Raw genomic sequence first — 16,640 nt, 5'->3', positions numbered from 1 at the left:
ACGCCCTGTGTCGCACCACGCGACACAGGGCGTCGTCGTGAGTACCGTCGAGGCATGACAGCTCCGTTCCGTGTCGTCGCCGTGTCGGGATCCCTGCACGAGCCCAGCAAGACGACCGCCCTCGTCCGCGCGATCACGGCCGCCGTCGCCGAGCGTGCTGAGGTCGAGGCGCAGCTCATCGAGCTGACGCGGATCGGTCCAGGACTGGCCGGCGCGCTCCAGCGCGACCAGCTGCCGCCAGAGGTCGAGGCGCAGCTGCAGGCGATCGAGTCCGCCGATCTGCTGATCGTGGGCAGCCCCGTCTACCGCGCCTCCTTCACCGGGCTCTTCAAGCACCTCTTCGACTTCGTCGGCCAGTACGACCTTGTGGGCACGCCCGTGCTGCTGGCGGCGACCGGCGGCGGCGAGAAGCATGCGCTGATCATCGAGCACCAGCTGCGTCCGCTGTTCGCGTTCTTCCAGGCGCTCACCCTTCCGGTCGGCGTCTACGCCAGCAACACGGACTTCGACGGCTACGAGATCGTCTCGGAGGTGCTCGAAGCCCGCATCGCCCTGGCGGCGGAGCGCGCTCTGCCGCTGGTGGGCTACGCGGCGTCGCGTCCGGTCGAGCTGCTCGTCGGCTGACCCCGCCGCGCCCCGCGGGCGTAGCGTGAAGGCATGACCAACCGGCTCGCCGACACCCTCAGCCCGTACCTCCGGGCGCACGCCGACAACCCCGTCGACTGGTATCCGTGGGGTGAGGAGGCGTTCGCCGAGGCGCAGCGGCGCGACGTGCCGCTGCTCATCTCGATCGGCTACTCGACCTGCCACTGGTGCCACGTGATGGCGCGGGAGTCGTTCGCCGACCCCGCCACCGCCGCGCTCATCAACGACGGATTCGTGGCCGTGAAGGTCGACCGCGAGGAGCATCCGCAGGTCGACGGCGCCTACATGGCCGCAGCCTCGGCCTTCACGCAGAGTCTCGGCTGGCCACTCACGGTCTTCGCCACCCCGCGCGGGCGCACCTTCTACGCCGGCACCTACTGGCCGCCGCAGGCGCGCCCCTCGATGCCCGCATTCCGCGACGTGCTCGCGGCGGTGCGGGAGGCGTGGACGCTGCGTCGTGCGCAGGCGGAGGAATCGGCGGATGCCGTGACCGACGCGCTCGCCCGCGCGGCGGAGTCCACGCCTTCGACCCTGCCGGACGTCGTCGCGATCGGGACCGCGGCGCAGGCGATCGCGCAGCGCGAGGATCCGCAGTTCGGCGGCTTCGGGGGAGCCCCGAAGTTCCCTGTCGCCACGACGCTGCGCTTCCTGCAGCACCCGCTCGTGCGGGAGGGCGCTCCGGAGGCGTCGGCGGCCACCGCACGCGCGCTCGCCGCGATGGCGGACTCCGACCTTCGCGATGCGGATGGCGGGTTCTTCCGGTATGCGACCCAGCGCGACTGGACGGTGCCGCACTACGAGCGGATGCTGACCGACAACGCGCAGCTGCTCGATGTCGCGCGCGACGCGGGAGACGAGCGCACCGTGCGCGGCATCGCGTCCTTCCTGATCGATGTGCTCCGTCGCGACGGCGGCGGATTCGGCGCGGCGCAGGACTCGGAGTCGACGATCGACGGCGTGCGCAACGAGGGTGGGTACTACCTCCGCCCGCTCGCCGAACGGGCGGGGCTCGAGCCCCCGGCGGTCGACGGCAAGGTGATCACCGGCTGGAACGGACTCGCGATCGGCGCCCTCTCCAGGGCCGGCGCGGCGCTCGGCGAGCAGAGCTGGATCGATGCCGCGGCCTCTGCCGCGGACGAGGTGCTGCGGACCAACCGGGATGCCGACGGCGCCCTCGTGCGGGCGTCGCTCGACGGACGGGCATCCGCCGCGTCAGCGACCGCCGCGGACCTCGGCCTTCTCGCCGACGGCCTGTTCGCGCTCGCGCTGGCGACCGGCAAGGCGACCTGGGCGATCGCGGCGCGCAGCATCCTCGACGGGGCACTCGACGGCACGGTAGGTGACGACCCGCTGCTGTCTGGCCAGGGCATCGCGGCCTCGCCCGACCAGACCGACGGCGACCTGCCCTCCGATGCCGCTGCGGTGGCCGGCGCCGCGCTGACCGCATGGTGGCTGGGAGCGGGGGAGCGGTATCGCGAAGCGGCGGTGACGACCGTGAGCGCGCTCGCCGCGCGTTCGCTGGAGCAGCCGTTCGCCCACGGCACCCTGCTGCGGGTGGCCGCGGGTCTCGCCGTTCCTCCCCGCCAGCTCGTCGTGGTCACCGGAGTGCGCGACAGTGCCCTCGCCGTGGTCGCCAGGGGCGCGGACGCCGAGGCCGTCGCCGTGGTGACCACGGAGCAGGCGCGGGCTTTCGCCGATGCCGGGTTCGACCTGTTCGAGGGGAAGGACGCGTCGGCGGAACGCGCCTACGACTGCCGCGCGTTCGTGTGCCGGCTGCCGGTGAGCGACCCGGCCGAGGTGTCGCTCACGCGCTGACGGCGGCCCTGGAGGGCGCTGCGGCTCCTACGCTGGGGACCGACACGGTTCGAGGGGGAAGGTGCATGGCCGCGCAGCAGATCGAGTGGGTCGGCATCCCGGCGGGAACGCTGCAGCGGGGGACGCCGCCCGACGAGGTCGACGCCCTCACCGTCCGCTATGCCGACACGGGGGTTCCGCGTGCCTGGTACGAGAAGGAGACGCCGCGCACGCGGATCGTCGTCCCGGCGTTCCGGCTCGCCCGCACCCCGGTCACCGTCGCGCAGTGGGCCGCGTACGCGGAGGAGACCGGCGCCCGTGCCATCGCCGGGATCGACGAGCATCCGGTCGTCGGAGTCACCTGGGCCGAAGCATCCGCCTTCGCCGCCTGGATCGGCTCGCAACTCGGCGAAGAGGTGCGACTGCCGACCGAAGACGAGTGGGAGCGGGCGGCGCGCGGTGATGACACCCGCGAGTTCCCCTGGGGAGACGAGTACGTGCGGGGGAGGGCGAACCTGTTCGACCTCGGGCTCGGCACCACGACGCCCGTCGGGTCGTTCCCCGACGGTGCCAGTGCGTTCGGAGTGCTCGACATGGCCGGCAACGTCGACGAGTGGACCTCGACCCGGTACGCGCCGTACCCGGGTGCGCCCGACAGCGTCCCGACTGTCGAGGACTGGGCGGCCGACCCGCACATCACGCGCGGCGGCGCGTTCCGCCACGACGTCGACCTGGCCCGCTGCGCGCGGCGACACGGGGCTTACGAGGCCGACCTCCTCGCGGTGGGCATCGGGTTCCGGCTCGCGGCCTCCGTCGAGTGATCGTCGCGACTGTGCAATCTGCCTAACAGTTCCCCGAGGAGTGTCGGTCGATTGCGCGGGATGCGCAGCTTCCGGTGCGCCGATTGCCCAGTGGCCGCGATCCGTTCTACTGTTGCGCGACAGCAGGCGGTGCCGCTCGGGGGCCGCCCATGGATCACAGCAAGGACGCTCTGACGATGCCCCTCCCCACCCGCGCCGGACTCGACGCCGTTCCCGCATACCGTCAGGGGCGCTCCGCTCCGACCGGTGCCTCGAAGCTCTCCTCGAACGAGTCCCCGCATCCGCCGCTGGCCTCGGTCGTCCAGGCCGTGCGCGATCGCCTCGACGGCATCAACCGCTATCCCGACATGAGCGCCGCCGCGCTTCGCGAACGGCTCGCCGAACGCTACGGTGTCGATGCGTCCGAGGTCACGGTCGGGGCCGGGTCGGTCGAGATTGCCTCCCAGCTCATCCACGCGGTGGCAGGTGAGGGCGACGAGGTCGTCTTCGCGTGGCGGTCGTTCGAGGCGTATCCCTCGCTGGTGCGCATCGCCGGGGCCACGCCCGTGCCGGTGCCGCTCGACGCGGACCACGGGCATGACCTCGATGCGATGCTCGCGGCGATCACCCCGCGCACCCGCCTGATCTTCGTCTGCAACCCGAACAACCCGACCGGGACCGTCGTCGGCGCCGACGAGCTGGAGCGCTTCGTCTCCGCGGTTCCGCACGACGTGCTCGTGGTGATCGACGAGGCCTATGTGCACTTCGATCGCACCGAGAGCAGGGGCGCCGGTATCGAGCTGTTCCGCCGGCACCCGCACGTGGCGGTGCTGCACACGTTCTCCAAGGCCTACGGGCTCGCCGGGCTCCGCATCGGCTATGCGATCGCCCCGGCAGCCGTCGCCGAGAACCAGCGCAAGGTCGCCGTGCCCTTCGGGGTGACCGACCTCGCTCAGGTCGCGGCTCTGGCCTCGCTGGACGCCGAGGACGAGCTCGCGACCCGCATCGACGACGTGGTCGCCCAACGCGATCGCCTCCACGCCGTGCTCACCGCAGCCGGATGGCCCGCCGTCCGCTCCCAGGCCAACTTCGTCTGGGTGCCGTCCGCCGACCGCACCGCAGAGCTCGAGAGCCTGCTGCAGGAGGGGGGAGTGATCGCGCGCGCCTTCGCCGGGGAGGGCATCCGCATCTCCTCGGGCTCCGCGGAGGACATCGACCGGGTGGAGGCCGCGCTCGCCGCATCCGCTCCGCTCGCGGTCGACGCCGAGCGTGTGGAGGTCGGCGCATGACCGATGACCGCATGACCGAGGTCCCCCCGACCACCACGACCACCAAGGGACTGCATCCGGGCCTGACCCGTCGTCAGATCTCGATGATGGGACTGGGTGGCGCGATCGGCGCCGGTCTGTTCGTCGGATCGGGTCAGGCGATCAGCATCGCGGGTCCCGCCGTGCTGGTGTCGTACCTCGTCGCCGGCGGCATCGTCGTTCTCGTGATGGCGATGCTCGCCGAGATGGTCGCGGCACGCCCCAGCTCCGGCGCCTTCAGCTCCTACGCCCAGAAGGCGATGGGGCGCAGCGCCGGCAGTGCGGTCGGGTGGCTCTACTGGATCCAGCTGGTCGTGGTGATCGCGGCCGAGGCGACGGGTGCGGGCGCGATCGTCGCCAACTGGACGCCGGGCATCCCCGCCTGGGTGTGGGTGCTGATCTTCGTCGTGGCGCTCACCGCGGTGAACCTGTTCGGCGTGCGCAACTACGGCCGCTTCGAGTTCTGGTTCGCGGCGATCAAGGTCGCCGCGATCATCGCCTTCCTCGTGGTGGGAGTGTGCGCGATCATCGGTCTCATCCCCGGCGTGGCGGCCACCGGCATCTCGAACCTCGTCGACGCCGGCGGCTTCGCCCCGAACGGCATCGCCGGCATCGCCGGTGCCCTGCTGATCGTGGTGTTCGCCTTCGGCGGCACCGAGGTGGTCGCGATCGCGGCCGCCGAGTCGAACGATCCCGCCCACAACATCCGCCGCATCGTCCGCGAGGTGCTCGTGCGCATCCTCGTCTTCTACGTCGGATCGATCTTCGTGATCGTCGCGGTGCTGCCCTGGAACGACCCGGCCGTGAAGGCGGGGCCGTTCTCGGCGGTGCTCGAGACCCTGAACGTGCCGGGCGTCGGACTGGTGATGGACCTCATCGTCATCATCGCGCTGCTGTCGGCCATGAACGCCAACATCTACGGCGCCTCCCGCATGGCGTACTCGCTGGGGGAGCGCGGGCTCGCGCCGCTGGCGGCCACCCGCACCAGCCTCAAGGGCGTGCCGTTCGTCGCGGTGCTGGCCTCGGTCGCCTTCGGCTTCGTCACGGTCGGGCTCAACTGGGCCTTCCCCGATGTGGTCCTGCCCGCCCTGCTCAACGTGGTCGGCTCGACGCTGCTCGTGATCTGGACGGCGACCGCCGTGGCGCAGATCATCCTCCGCCGCCGCGCGGATCGGGCGGGAGAGGCGATGCCGATGCGCATGTGGGGCTTCCCCTGGCTGTCGTGGCTCTGCCTGGTGCTGCTCGCGGCCGTGATCGCCCTCGCGATGATCGATGAGGCCGCGCGCATCCAGCTGCTGCTGACGCTGGGGCTCACCGCCGTGCTCCTCCTCGTCGCCCGCGCGACCAGGGGTGTGGCCCGGCCCGGCGTCCCCCGGGAGTAGCGATGCGCATCGATCGCCTCGACGCCCAGCTCATCCGGCTGCTCACCGAGTCGCCGCAGCTGCCGATCCTCGAATGCGCGCGACGACTCGGCATCGCCCGCGGCACCGCGACGAGCCGGCTCGCCCGCCTGCACGAGGGCGGGGTGATCGAGGCGATCGTGCCGCGCATCGACCCGGCCGGCTTCGGCTACGGCGTCGTCGCGTTCTGCCTGGTCGAGATCGATCAGAAGGTGGGGCACGACGAGGTGGCCACGGCGCTCGCCGACGCCGTGCCCGAGATCGTCGACATGCACACCGTCACGGGTGCCAGCGACATGCAGCTGCGGCTGGTGGCGCGCGATGCCACCAGGCTGCAGGAGGTGCTCGACCGGGTCGCTCTGGTGCCGGGAGTCGCCCGCACGGCCTCGTCCATCGCGATGCGCACGCATCTCTCCGGACGGGTGCTGCCGCTCGTGGAACACGTCGCCACCGACGAGGTGCTCTCCGGCTAGCGGGTCACACCCAGCCGGGCAGCCAGTTGTGCAGGAGCCAGAACTCGTACGGCACGCTCATCCCGGTCCACAGCGGCAGGAAGAACGCCGACACCAGCACCACGAACACGAGGAAGATCATCACCGTGCGCTCGCCGGCCTGCCGACGGTGCAGCGGATCCTCGCGCGTGCCGGCGACGATCCGCAGCGTCATGGCCAGAGCGATCACGAGGAACGGCATCATCACGACCGTGTAGAACTGGAAGATCGTGCGATCGGGGAACATCAGCCACGGGACATAGGTGACCGCGAGGCCGACGAGGGGGATGCTCAGCTCTGGGCCGACGGGCCGCCGGGTGATCCAGCCGCGTACCAGGCGGTAGAGCAGGTAGATCGCCGCGGCCACGCCCGCGTACCAGATGAGCGGGTTCGGGATCGCGGAGATCACGCCGATGCAGTGGTCCGTGCCGCAGCCGGTGGGATCGGAGTCGACCCATACGGCCGTGGGGCGCAGCAGCAGAGGCCACTCCCAGGCGGGGCTCGCATAGGGGTGCCCGCGAGTCAGGCCGACGTGGAAGCCGAGCATCGACTCGTGGTACTTCCACAGGGCGATCAGCGGGTTCGGGTCGCTCTGGCGGTCATAGCCCCCTGCGGTCACCAGCCAACCGGTCCAGCTGATCAGGTACACGGCCAGGGCGGGGAAGACGAGCAGCACGAACGAGACGGGCCCCTGGCGGAAGGCAGCTGCCGTGGGCCACAGCACCACCCCGGCCCGCCGACGGGCCAGCGCATCGGTGACCACGACGTACAGGCCGAATCCGGCCAGCACGTACAGCCCCGACCACTTCACGGCCGATGCTGCGCCCAGGGCCGTCCCCGCCGCGATCAGCCAGGGGCGACGCCAGAGCACCGGCCCCCAGAACGGGTCGGGCTTGTCGGGGTCGCGCCTCTCGAGCACCGGGATGGTCCGCTGCCGGTCGATGATCACGAACAGCACGCCGAGCAGGACGAAGAAGGTCAGGATGCCGTCGAGCAGGGCGATGCGGCTCATGACGATGCTGAGGCCGTCGATCGCGAGCAGTGTTCCGGCCACGCTCGCGACCACCACGGAGCCGCTGAGTCGTCGCGCGATCAGGTAGACCAGCAGAACGGAGGCGGTGCCGAGCAGTGCCGTCGCGAGTCGCCAGCCCGCGCTGTTGTCGGGACCGCCGATCGCCATGCCCAGCGCGATGAGCCACTTGCCGAGAGGCGGATGCACGATGAACGCGCCCTGTTCGGACAGCGGCAGCTGCTGCAGGGTGATGAACGCGTCGTTGGCGTTCTCACCCCAGGTGCCCTCGTAGCCGAGGGTCCACAGCGACCACGCGTCTTTGACGTAGTAGGTCTCGTCGAACGCCAGCTGATGCGGATGCGCGACGTTGATCAGACGGAGGAGGGCGGCGATCGCGGTGATCACGAGAGGGGCGAGCCAGCGGATCGCGCGTCCCCAGTCCGGATCCCGCAGCAGACGATCGCGGAGCTGCCCGTAGCGCGTCGACCGCTCCTCGGGAGCGGGAAGCAGGGGCACGGGCGCGGTCACCGCTCCAGCCTAGACAACCGGCCTTCTCCGCCGGCTGCATCCCGCCCGCCTAAGCTGGGCGGGTGATCATCCTCGCCGCCACTCCGATCGGAAATCTCGGCGACGCATCTCGCCGCCTCGTGGAGGTGCTGGAGAACGCCGAGGTCGTCGTCGCGGAGGACACCCGCACCACCCAGCGCCTGCTCAAGGCCCTGCAGATCGACAACAGGCCGCGCCTGATCGCCCTGCATGACCACAACGAGAAGCAGAAGGCGGCCGAGCTGGCAGCCCTCGCGGCGGAGACCGACATCGTGGTGATGAGCGATGCCGGGATGCCGACCGTCAGCGACCCCGGGTACGGACTGGTCGCCGAGGCGGTGGCGCAGGGAGTCACCGTCACCGCGATCCCCGGGCCGAGCGCGGTGCTGATGGCGCTCGCGATCTCGGGCCTGCCCACCGACCGCTTCACGTTCGAGGGGTTCCTGCCGCGCAAGCCGGGGGAGCGTCGTTCCACACTGCGCGCGCTGGCCGCCGAACCTCGCACCATGGTCTTCTTCGAGTCGCCCGCCCGCCTCGCCAGCGCTCTCGCCGACATGGGTGCCGCCTTCGGCGACGAGCGGCGGATCGCGGTGTGCCGCGAGCTCACGAAGCTCTACGAGGAGGTGCGCCGCGGCACCTCCTCCGAACTCGTCGCCTGGGCCGAGAACGGGGTGAAGGGTGAGATCGTCGTCGTGGTCGAAGGGGCGTCGCGTCGTGATGCCTCCCCGGAAGACGCCCTCGTCCAGGTGCAGAAGCTCGTCGCCGACGGCATCCGGCTGAAGGATGCCGCGTCCGAGGTCGCGGCCCTCACCGGTCTCTCCTCCCGAGACCTCTACCAGGCCGCCCTCGCCGCCCGATCCGGAGGGGCGTCGGCGTGAGCAAGGCGGCGACCGTGTACGACGTGGCCGATCGGGCCGGCGTCTCGATCGCCACGGTCTCGCGGGTGCTGCGCTCGCCGGACGCCGTGCGTCCGGTCACCCGCGAACGCGTGCTCGACGCCGTGGCCGCGCTGGGGTACGTCCCCAGCGGCAGTGCCAGGGGCCTCGCCGAGCGGCGGACAGGGGTGCTGGGACTGTACTTCCCCGGATTCGACGCCGCGGAGGATGCCCCGCCTCTCGACGCCCTCTCCGCCGCCGACAGCGAGGCGCCGCCGTTCGCGATCGTCCGCGAGGAGGCGGAGGTCGACGGCCGGCACACCTCGATGCTGTTCCTCGACGAGGTGCTGCGCGGTGCGGAGCTGGAGGCGTGGAAGCAGGGCTTCGTGCTGATGGTCGGGGTCGGACGTGACGACCCCGATCGCTCCACCGTGCGGGACATGGCCGGCCGGGTTGACGGGCTCATGGTCCTCGCCAGCAGCGTGCCCGACGACGTGCTGGCCCGTCTGGCGCGACGCATCCCCGTGGTGGTGCTCTCCGGCCCCCCGCGCGGCGATCACTACGACCACGTGACGGTGAGCAACGCCGAGGCGATGGCCGAGCTGACCAGGCACGTGCTGGCTCAGGTGGGGGACGGGCGGCTCGCCTTCCTCGCGGGGCCGGCTGACTCCCCGGATGGACTGCAGCGCTGGGAGGGCTTCGCCGCTGCCGTGGCGGAGGCCGGCGGATCACTCGACGACGTGACGGTGCGGCGCGGCGACTTCACCCGGGCCTCCGGGCGCCAGGCCGCCGAGGAGCTTCTCGCGGCCGGCACGCCGGCCGCGCTCATCTGCGCGAACGATCAGATGGCCCTCGGCGCGCTCGACGTGTTCCGCGGCGCGGGCGTCCGAGTGCCGGACGACGTGCTGGTGACGGGCTTCGACGGCATCGAGGCCGCCGCGCTCTCGCAGCCGCCGCTGACCACGATCCGCCAGCCGATGATCGACCTCGGGCGCGCGGCGGTGCAGGTGCTCGCCCGCCGCCTCGAGAACGCCGACGCCGACCCCGTGGTCGCGCGGCTGCCGCTGCAGATCCTGCTGCGCGAGAGCTCTCTGCGCCCCGCCTGACGGCTCGACACATGCCCCGGTGGCGGTGTCAAGGGGTTGCGATCGCAAAATGTATGCGCTTACAATCACTGAGGCGGCGCAGGATGCCGTTCATGACAGAGACGACATGAGGTGGCAGATGTCCGGTGGAAGAACACCGAGAGGGCGCGTGATCCAGCGCTGGCGCCGAGCGGCGATCGTAGGCCTGGCGGCCGTCGCGGTCGCACTCAGCGGCTGCAGCATCCAGATCACATCCCAACCCGATCCGTCGATCGGCGCCGACACGATGCTGATCAACGCCGACAAAGGCAACCCGTTCTTCACGAAGAACTTCAACCCGTATCTCACCAACACGCGCACGGCGTCGCGGTGGATCTACGAGCCGCTGATCCTGATCAACCCGCTCGACGGCACCCAGAACCCGTGGCTCGCGTCCGAGTGGTCCCAGCCCGACGCCCGCACGATCGTGATGACGATCCGCGACGACGTGACCTGGAGCGACGGCGAAGACCTCACTCCCGAGGACGTCGCCTTCACGTTCCAGCTGTTGAAGGACAACCCGTCCCTCGACATCAAGGGCGCATGGCAGCACCTCGAGAGCGTCGAGACCGAGGGCGGCGACGTGATCCTGCACCTCAAGACCGACGACGCTCCTTCCCTGTCGATCCTCGGGCAGACCATGATCGTCCCTGAGCATCTCTGGGCCGATGTGAAGGACCCCGGCACCTACCGCAACGAGACGCCGGTCGGCACCGGCCCCTTCGTGCTCGGCAACTACAACGACCAGCAGTACTCGATGGACAAGAACCCCGACTACTGGCAGGCCGACTCGATCGAGATCGAGCACATCATCCTCCCCGCCACGAACTCGCAGCTGGACACCGTCAGCCGCGGCTACGACTGGGCCTACGCCTTCATCTCCGATGTCGAGGGCACGTGGGGCGCGGCGAGCGAGCACAACTCCTGGTGGTTCCCGCCGGGCGGCGTGATCGCGCTGATGCCGAACCTCGAGGTCGCACCCTTCGACGACGTGAACGTGCGCCGTGGCATCGCGCTCTCCCTCGACCGCGCGGAGATCGCCGAGACCGCCTCCGAGGGATACATGAAGCCGGCCGGTCAGACCGGGCTCATCCTCCCCAACCAGGAGCAGTACCTGGATCCGAGCATCCCCGACCAGGGCATGATCACGCAGGACAAGGATGCCGCCCTCGCCGCCTTCGCCGAAGCCGGATACTCCCTCGACGGCGATCGCCTGGTGGATGGGAACGGGGAGCAGCTGGAATTCGCCCTCACCACCGCCAACGGCTTCACCGACTGGACCAGGGCCGCGCAGACCGTGCGCAGCCAGCTCGCCGACGTGGGCGTGAAGGTCACGCTCAAGCTCCCGCAGCCCGCGGGGTACCAGAGCGCGATCAGCAACGGCGACTTCGAGATGGCGATCGGCGGCATGGGCAACGGCGACGTCTACCAGGCGTACAACAACCTGCTCTCCAGCGAGTTCTACGTGCCGTCGGGAGAGCCGACGGCGAACAACTTCGAACGCTACAGCTCGGAGAAGGTCGACGCGCTGCTCGCGGAGTACCGCGAGACCGTCGACACTGCCCGCCAGGCCGAGATCGTGAAGGAGCTGCAGGGCATCGTCTACGACGAGATGCCCGTGATCGGCCTCTACTACGGCGGCATCTGGGGCCTGTTCAACGACGCCAAGTTCACCGGCTGGCCGAGTGAGGAAGACCCGTACATGATCCCGCAGAACTACGACTCCGCGCCGCTGATGATCTTCACGCACCTGAAGCGGGTCAAGGGGGACGACCGATGAAGTACGCGCTGCAGAAGTTCGGCCTGTTCGTGCTCACGCTGTGGGCCGCGGTCACCCTGAACTTCTTCCTCCCGCGGATGATGCCGGGTTCTCCGGCGGATGCCGCCATCGCGAAGCTGTCTCAGAACGGGCCGGTGTCCGATGCCACGCGTGCCGCCATCGAGGCGCAGCTGGGCGTTCCGACCGGGTCGCTGTGGGATCAGTACATCGCCTACCTCGGTCAGGTCGTCCGGCTCGACTTCGGCGTCTCGTACACGTTCTACCCGCAGTCGGTGTCGAGCATGGTGTCCACGGCCCTGCCGTACACGATCGGCCTCGTCGGAATCGTCACGATCCTCGCGTTCGTGATCGGCACGCTGATCGGCGTCTCGGCGGCCTGGCGACGGGGCACCTGGCTCGACAGCCTCCCGACGCTGACCGGCTCGTTCCTCAGCACGTTCCCCTACTTCTGGACCGCGCTGCTGCTGCTGTTCTTCTTCGGCTACGTGCTGCACTGGTTCCCGACCACGGGCGCCTACTCCGCGACGACGACCCCCGGATTCACATGGGAGTTCCTCGGAGACCTGCTCAGCCACGCGTTCCTTCCCGCGCTGACGATCCTGCTCACCTCGCTGGGCGGATGGATCATCGGGATGCGCAACGCCATGATCAACACGCTCGGCGAGGACTACATCACGTTCGGCGAGGCGAACGGCCTGCACGGGCGCACGATCGCCCTCCGCTACGCCGCGCGCAACGCGATCCTGCCCAACCTCACCGGCTTCGGGCTCACGCTCGGCGGTGTCGTCGGCGGATCGATCCTCGTGGAGCAGGTGTTCGGGTATCCGGGCATCGGGTATCTGCTGTTCAACGCCGTGATCGGGCAGGACTACCCGCTCATGCAGGCGCTCTTCCTGATGATCACCGTGAGCGTGCTCATCGCCAACTTCCTCGTTGACATCCTGTACGGGGTACTCGACCCAAGGACCCGCCGATGACTTCCACCATGAACGTCAAGATCCCCGCCGAGCGCATCGCCGCGCCCAGCCCGTGGCGTGCCTTCGGGCGCATGGTCGCCACCCTCTGGAGCAACGGCAAGGCACGGCTCGGACTGTGCATCCTCGCCTTCTTCGTGCTGGTGGCGGTGTTCGCCCCGCTCCTGGCCCCTTACGGCGCGAAGGACAACACCTTCGAGCGCAACGCCGATGCCTCCTGGGCGCACTGGCTCGGCACGACGGCGGCGGGGGAGGACGTGCTCAGCCAGCTCATCTACGGCGCGCAGATCAGCCTCCTGGTCGGCTTCGCCGCCGGCATCCTGTCCACCATCGTGGCCGTGCTCATCGGCCTCAGCTGGGGATACATGCGGGGCTTCGCCGGCGAGGTGGTCGGCTTCATCGTCAACCTCTTCCTGGTGATCCCCGGACTCCCGCTGATGATCGTGATCGCCGCGTATCTGCAGAACGGCGGCATCCTGATGATCATCGCGGTCATCGTGGTGACCGGCTGGGCGTGGGGTGCTCGCGTGCTCCGCAGCCAGACGCAGTCGCTGCGCGGCAACGACTTCGTCACCTCGGCGCAGTTCTCGGGTGACAGCAGGGCGCGCATCGTGTTCCGCGAGATCCTGCCGAACATGACGTCGATCATCGCCGGCACGCTCTTCGGAGCGGCCACGGCGGCGATCCTCGCGGAGGCGGGGCTGGAGTTCCTCGGCCTCGGCGACTCCAGCATCGTCAGCTGGGGCACCATGCTCTACTGGGCGCAGAACTCCAACTCCCTGCTCACCGGACAGTGGCTGCTGCTGTTCGCCCCCGGTCTGTGCATCGCACTGCTGGCGCTGAGCCTGACACTGATCAACTTCGGCGTGGACGGCATCTCCAATCCGCGCCTGCGAGAGGGGAAGGGCCGATGACCGCCATGGCACCCGAGACCACGCCGATGCCGAACGACATCCTGCTCGACGTGCAGGGGCTCTCCGTGGAGTACGCCTCGCCGGGCACGAAGCCCGTCACCGCGGTCGAGAACGTCTCGTTCTCGCTGCGCCGCGGCGAGTTCGTCGGGCTGGTCGGCGAGTCGGGGTCCGGCAAGTCGACCCTCGGCTTCGCGCTCACCCGACTGCAGAAGCCGCCGGCGCGGATCAGCGCAGGGCGCATCCTCTTCGGGGGCCGCGACATCCGCGAACTGGATGCGGAGGAGCTGCGTCGCCAGCGCCAGGGCGGGTTCGCCATGGTGCTGCAGTCGGGCATGAACGCGCTCAACCCGGTGCGCACGGTCGGCAACCACTTCCGCGACATCTTCGCCGCGCACGGCCACGTACCCAAAGACGCGCGCGATGCACGCGCCAGGGAACTGATCGGCAAGGTCGGACTCGACGAGTCGGTGCTCGCCCGCTACCCCGGTGAGCTCTCCGGCGGCATGCGTCAGCGCGCATCGATCGCGCTCGCGCTCTCGCTCGAACCGCAGCTGATGGTGTTCGACGAGCCCACCACCGCGCTCGACGTGCTGGTGCAGCACGCGGTCATGGACACGATCAAGGAGCTGCAGCGCGCCGAGCATTTCACGGCCATCCTCATCAGCCACGACCTCGGCATCGTGCTCGAGGCGACGGACAGGGTGATGGTGATGCACGAGGGCCACATCGTCGAGGACGCCAGGAGCATCGACATCCTCGAACGCCCGCAGGACGAGTACACGCGGATGCTGCTGAGCCACTACGCAGACCCTCGGGCGGAGAAGATCGAGATCCCCGGCTTCCTCGACGCCGGTACGCGTCGTCGCGAAGGACGCGCGCGGACCGATGTCACCGAGACGCTGCCGACCGTCTCCTCGCGCGACACCCGTCGTGCGGATGCGGCGATCGTGGTGCAGGGCGTCTCGAAGCACTACCCGGCACCGCGACGGGGACAGGACGCCGTGACCGCGGTCGACGACGTGTCGTTCCGGCTCGAACCGGGCGAGGCGCTCGCGCTCGTCGGCGCCTCGGGCTCGGGCAAGTCGACCATCGCCAAGATGCTCACCGGCGTCGAGAAGCCGACCTCCGGCACCGTGCACTTCGGCGATGTCGACGTGGCGTCCCTCAAGCGGCGGGGTCTGCGCGATCTGCGCAAGGACGTGCAGATGGTCTTCCAGGACCCGTATGCGGCACTGAACCCGCTGCACACCGTCGAGTACGCCCTCACGCGCCCGGTCATGAACTACACCACGCTGCGGGGATCCGAGGCCAGGGCCCGCGTGCTCGAACTGCTCGAGACGGTCGGCCTCACGCCCGTCGAGCAGTTCGCGGCGAAGCTGCCCCACCAGCTCTCCGGCGGACAGCGGCAGCGCGTCGTGATCGCCAGGGCGCTCGCGAGCGACCCGCAGGTACTGATCGCCGACGAGCCCATCTCGATGCTCGACGTCTCGCTGCGCGCCGGGGTCCTTGCGCTGCTGGAGGACCTGCGCGAGAGATGGGGCATCAGCATGCTCTACATCACGCACGACCTGCTGAGCGCGAGGCTCGTGACCCAGAACATCCTGGTGCTCAACGGCGGACGCGTGGTCGAACGCGGCGAGACCGCGGAGGTGCTGCAGCATCCGGAGGATCCGTACACGATCCAGTTGCTGGACGCCGTGCCCAATCCCACACGAATCCGATAGAACCCTCGATCCGTACATCAACACCGAGAGGAGCACTCGTGCTCGCATTCCCCGACGGCTTCCTGTGGGGTGCCGCGACAGCGGCCCACCAGGTGGAGGGCAACAACACCACGAGCAACTGGTGGGCGATGGAACACGCCCCCGGCTCGCCCATGGTGGAGCCCTCCGGCGACGCCGCCGATCACTTCCATCGCTACCCGGAGGACATGCGGCTGCTCGCCGACGCCGGGCTGAACTCCTACCGATTCTCGGTGGAGTGGGCGCGGATCGAGCCCGAGCGCGGCTTCGTCTCCCGGGCGATGCTCGACCACTACCGCCGCATGATCGACACGGCGCGCGAGAACGGGCTCGACCCCACGGTCACGCTCATGCACTTCACGGTGCCGCAGTGGTTCCAGAAGGACGGCTTCTGGCGCGCCGATGATGCGGTCGACCTGTTCGCCCGCTACGTCGAGACCGTGCTGCCGATCCTCGACGGCATCGACTACGTGTGCACCATCAACGAGCCGAACATCGCCGCGATGCTGGCCGGGGGAGAGGACGCGGCGAATCTGGTCGCCTACGGCCTCCCGAACCCCGACCTCGCCGTGGCCGACACACTGCTCGCGGCGCACCACCGTGCCACCGAGATCCTGCACTCGGTACCGGGAGTCAAGGCCGGATGGACGATCGCCACGCAGGCGTTCCACTCCACCGGTGAGCCCGGCGCCGACGAGATGCTCGCCACGTACGGCGACCCGCGCGACCACTGGTACCTCGACCAGTCGGCCGGCGACGACTTCGTCGGAGTGCAGGCCTACACCCGCACCTTCATCGGCCCGGAGGGTCCGCTGCCGGTGTCGCCGGACGTCGAGACCACGCTGACCGGCTGGGAGTTCTTCCCCGAGGCCCTCGAGATGGGTGTGCGCAGCGCCTGGGAGCGCAGTGGCGGCGTGCCGGTGCTCGTGACCGAGAACGGCATCGCGACCGCCGACGACACCCGGCGAATCGCCTACACGCAGGGAGCGCTGGAGGGGTTGCACCGCGCGATCTCCGACGGCATCGACGTGCGCGCTTACCAGCACTGGAGCGCCCTGGACAACTACGAGTGGGCCAGCGGCTTCCGGCCCACGTTCGGGCTGATCGGCTTCGACCACGAGACGTTCGCGCGCTCGCCGAAGCCCTCGCTCGCGTGGCTGGGTGAGGTCGCGCGCCGCAACGGTCTCTGAGACCGGTCGACGACCCCGCCTCGGATGCGCCCCCGGCATCCGTGGC

At 69.8% G+C, this 16,640-nt stretch carries 14 protein-coding genes; 13 read left to right on the top strand and 1 reads right to left on the bottom strand.

The features are described from left to right. Window positions 1-54: 54 nt before the first annotated feature. The 6 genes from msuE (at window position 55) to ASC55_RS06105 (ending at window position 6,419) form a co-directional block, all read left to right on the top strand. Entirely contained in the window at window positions 55-624 is a 570-nt protein-coding gene (gene msuE / locus ASC55_RS06130; RefSeq protein WP_055873680.1) for an FMN reductase, read from the top strand. A gap of 33 nt (window positions 625-657) precedes the next feature. After that, complete coding sequence (locus tag ASC55_RS06125; RefSeq protein ID WP_055873678.1) at window positions 658-2,460, top strand: thioredoxin domain-containing protein; 1,803 nt, start codon at window positions 658-660, stop codon at window positions 2,458-2,460. 65 nt (window positions 2,461-2,525) lie between these two features. Further along, window positions 2,526-3,260 (top strand): formylglycine-generating enzyme family protein, encoded by a 735-nt coding sequence (locus tag ASC55_RS06120; protein WP_055873675.1) that lies wholly within the window; start codon window positions 2,526-2,528, stop codon window positions 3,258-3,260. A gap of 176 nt (window positions 3,261-3,436) precedes the next feature. Further along, complete coding sequence (gene hisC / locus ASC55_RS06115) at window positions 3,437-4,528, top strand: histidinol-phosphate transaminase (protein ID WP_055875971.1); 1,092 nt, start codon at window positions 3,437-3,439, stop codon at window positions 4,526-4,528. Beyond that, the gene (locus ASC55_RS06110; RefSeq protein ID WP_055873673.1) at window positions 4,525-5,928 is read left to right on the top strand and encodes an amino acid permease; all 1,404 of its coding nucleotides are present in this window, start codon (window positions 4,525-4,527) and stop codon (window positions 5,926-5,928) included. The genes hisC and ASC55_RS06110 overlap by 4 nt, the downstream gene beginning before the upstream one ends. 2 nt (window positions 5,929-5,930) lie before the next feature. After that, a complete protein-coding gene (locus tag ASC55_RS06105; RefSeq protein ID WP_017828828.1) occupies window positions 5,931-6,419 on the top strand; it encodes an Lrp/AsnC family transcriptional regulator in 489 nt (162 codons plus the stop codon). Between the two features lie 4 nt (window positions 6,420-6,423). Here ASC55_RS06105 and ASC55_RS06100 read toward each other — a convergent pair whose 3' ends face one another. Further along, the gene (locus tag ASC55_RS06100; RefSeq protein WP_055873671.1) at window positions 6,424-7,977 is read right to left on the bottom strand and encodes a dolichyl-phosphate-mannose--protein mannosyltransferase; all 1,554 of its coding nucleotides are present in this window, start codon (window positions 7,975-7,977) and stop codon (window positions 6,424-6,426) included. A 62-nt stretch (window positions 7,978-8,039) separates the two neighbouring features. Here ASC55_RS06100 and rsmI point away from each other — a divergent pair, with 62 nt between their 5' ends. From rsmI to ASC55_RS06065, 7 genes are all read left to right on the top strand, one after another. Next, window positions 8,040-8,873, top strand: coding sequence for a 16S rRNA (cytidine(1402)-2'-O)-methyltransferase (rsmI, locus tag ASC55_RS06095; RefSeq protein ID WP_055864887.1), 834 nt, complete (start codon window positions 8,040-8,042; stop codon window positions 8,871-8,873). Then, window positions 8,870-9,976, top strand: coding sequence for a LacI family DNA-binding transcriptional regulator (locus ASC55_RS06090; protein ID WP_055864884.1), 1,107 nt, complete (start codon window positions 8,870-8,872; stop codon window positions 9,974-9,976). Before rsmI ends, ASC55_RS06090 begins: the two co-directional genes overlap by 4 nt. Window positions 9,977-10,124: 148 nt before the next feature. Further along, the gene (locus ASC55_RS06085; RefSeq protein ID WP_082524250.1) at window positions 10,125-11,774 is read left to right on the top strand and encodes an ABC transporter substrate-binding protein; all 1,650 of its coding nucleotides are present in this window, start codon (window positions 10,125-10,127) and stop codon (window positions 11,772-11,774) included. Further along, entirely contained in the window at window positions 11,771-12,751 is a 981-nt protein-coding gene (locus ASC55_RS06080; protein WP_017828823.1) for an ABC transporter permease, read from the top strand. Before ASC55_RS06085 ends, ASC55_RS06080 begins: the two co-directional genes overlap by 4 nt. After that, a complete protein-coding gene (locus ASC55_RS06075; RefSeq protein ID WP_055873668.1) occupies window positions 12,748-13,662 on the top strand; it encodes an ABC transporter permease in 915 nt (304 codons plus the stop codon). The genes ASC55_RS06080 and ASC55_RS06075 overlap by 4 nt, the downstream gene beginning before the upstream one ends. After that, window positions 13,659-15,386, top strand: coding sequence for an ABC transporter ATP-binding protein (locus ASC55_RS06070; protein ID WP_055873665.1), 1,728 nt, complete (start codon window positions 13,659-13,661; stop codon window positions 15,384-15,386). The genes ASC55_RS06075 and ASC55_RS06070 overlap by 4 nt, the downstream gene beginning before the upstream one ends. Before the next feature lie 38 nt (window positions 15,387-15,424). Beyond that, window positions 15,425-16,594 (top strand): glycoside hydrolase family 1 protein, encoded by a 1,170-nt coding sequence (locus ASC55_RS06065; protein WP_055864873.1) that lies wholly within the window; start codon window positions 15,425-15,427, stop codon window positions 16,592-16,594. Window positions 16,595-16,640 lie beyond the last annotated feature (46 nt).

It is taken from the genome of Microbacterium sp. Root322, assembly GCF_001425645.1.
Classification (GTDB): Bacteria; Actinomycetota; Actinomycetes; order Actinomycetales; family Microbacteriaceae; genus Microbacterium; species Microbacterium maritypicum.
The sequence above is the reverse complement of the archived record's forward strand: the minus strand, read 5'-3'. Positions and strand labels throughout refer to the sequence as shown.

Excerpts from the sequence above, each read along its gene's own strand:
- msuE (WP_055873680.1), top strand. The coding sequence starts at position 55 with ATGACAGCTCCGTTCCGTGTCGTCGCCGTGTCGGGATCCCTGCACGAG.
- ASC55_RS06125 (WP_055873678.1), top strand. The coding sequence starts at position 658 with ATGACCAACCGGCTCGCCGACACCCTCAGCCCGTACCTCCGGGCGCAC.
- ASC55_RS06120 (WP_055873675.1), top strand. The coding sequence starts at position 2,526 with ATGGCCGCGCAGCAGATCGAGTGGGTCGGCATCCCGGCGGGAACGCTG.
- hisC (WP_055875971.1), top strand. The coding sequence starts at position 3,437 with ATGCCCCTCCCCACCCGCGCCGGACTCGACGCCGTTCCCGCATACCGT.
- ASC55_RS06110 (WP_055873673.1), top strand. The coding sequence starts at position 4,525 with ATGACCGATGACCGCATGACCGAGGTCCCCCCGACCACCACGACCACC.
- ASC55_RS06105 (WP_017828828.1), top strand. The coding sequence starts at position 5,931 with ATGCGCATCGATCGCCTCGACGCCCAGCTCATCCGGCTGCTCACCGAG.
- ASC55_RS06080 (WP_017828823.1), top strand. The coding sequence starts at position 11,771 with ATGAAGTACGCGCTGCAGAAGTTCGGCCTGTTCGTGCTCACGCTGTGG.
- ASC55_RS06075 (WP_055873668.1), top strand. The coding sequence starts at position 12,748 with ATGACTTCCACCATGAACGTCAAGATCCCCGCCGAGCGCATCGCCGCG.
- ASC55_RS06070 (WP_055873665.1), top strand. The coding sequence starts at position 13,659 with ATGACCGCCATGGCACCCGAGACCACGCCGATGCCGAACGACATCCTG.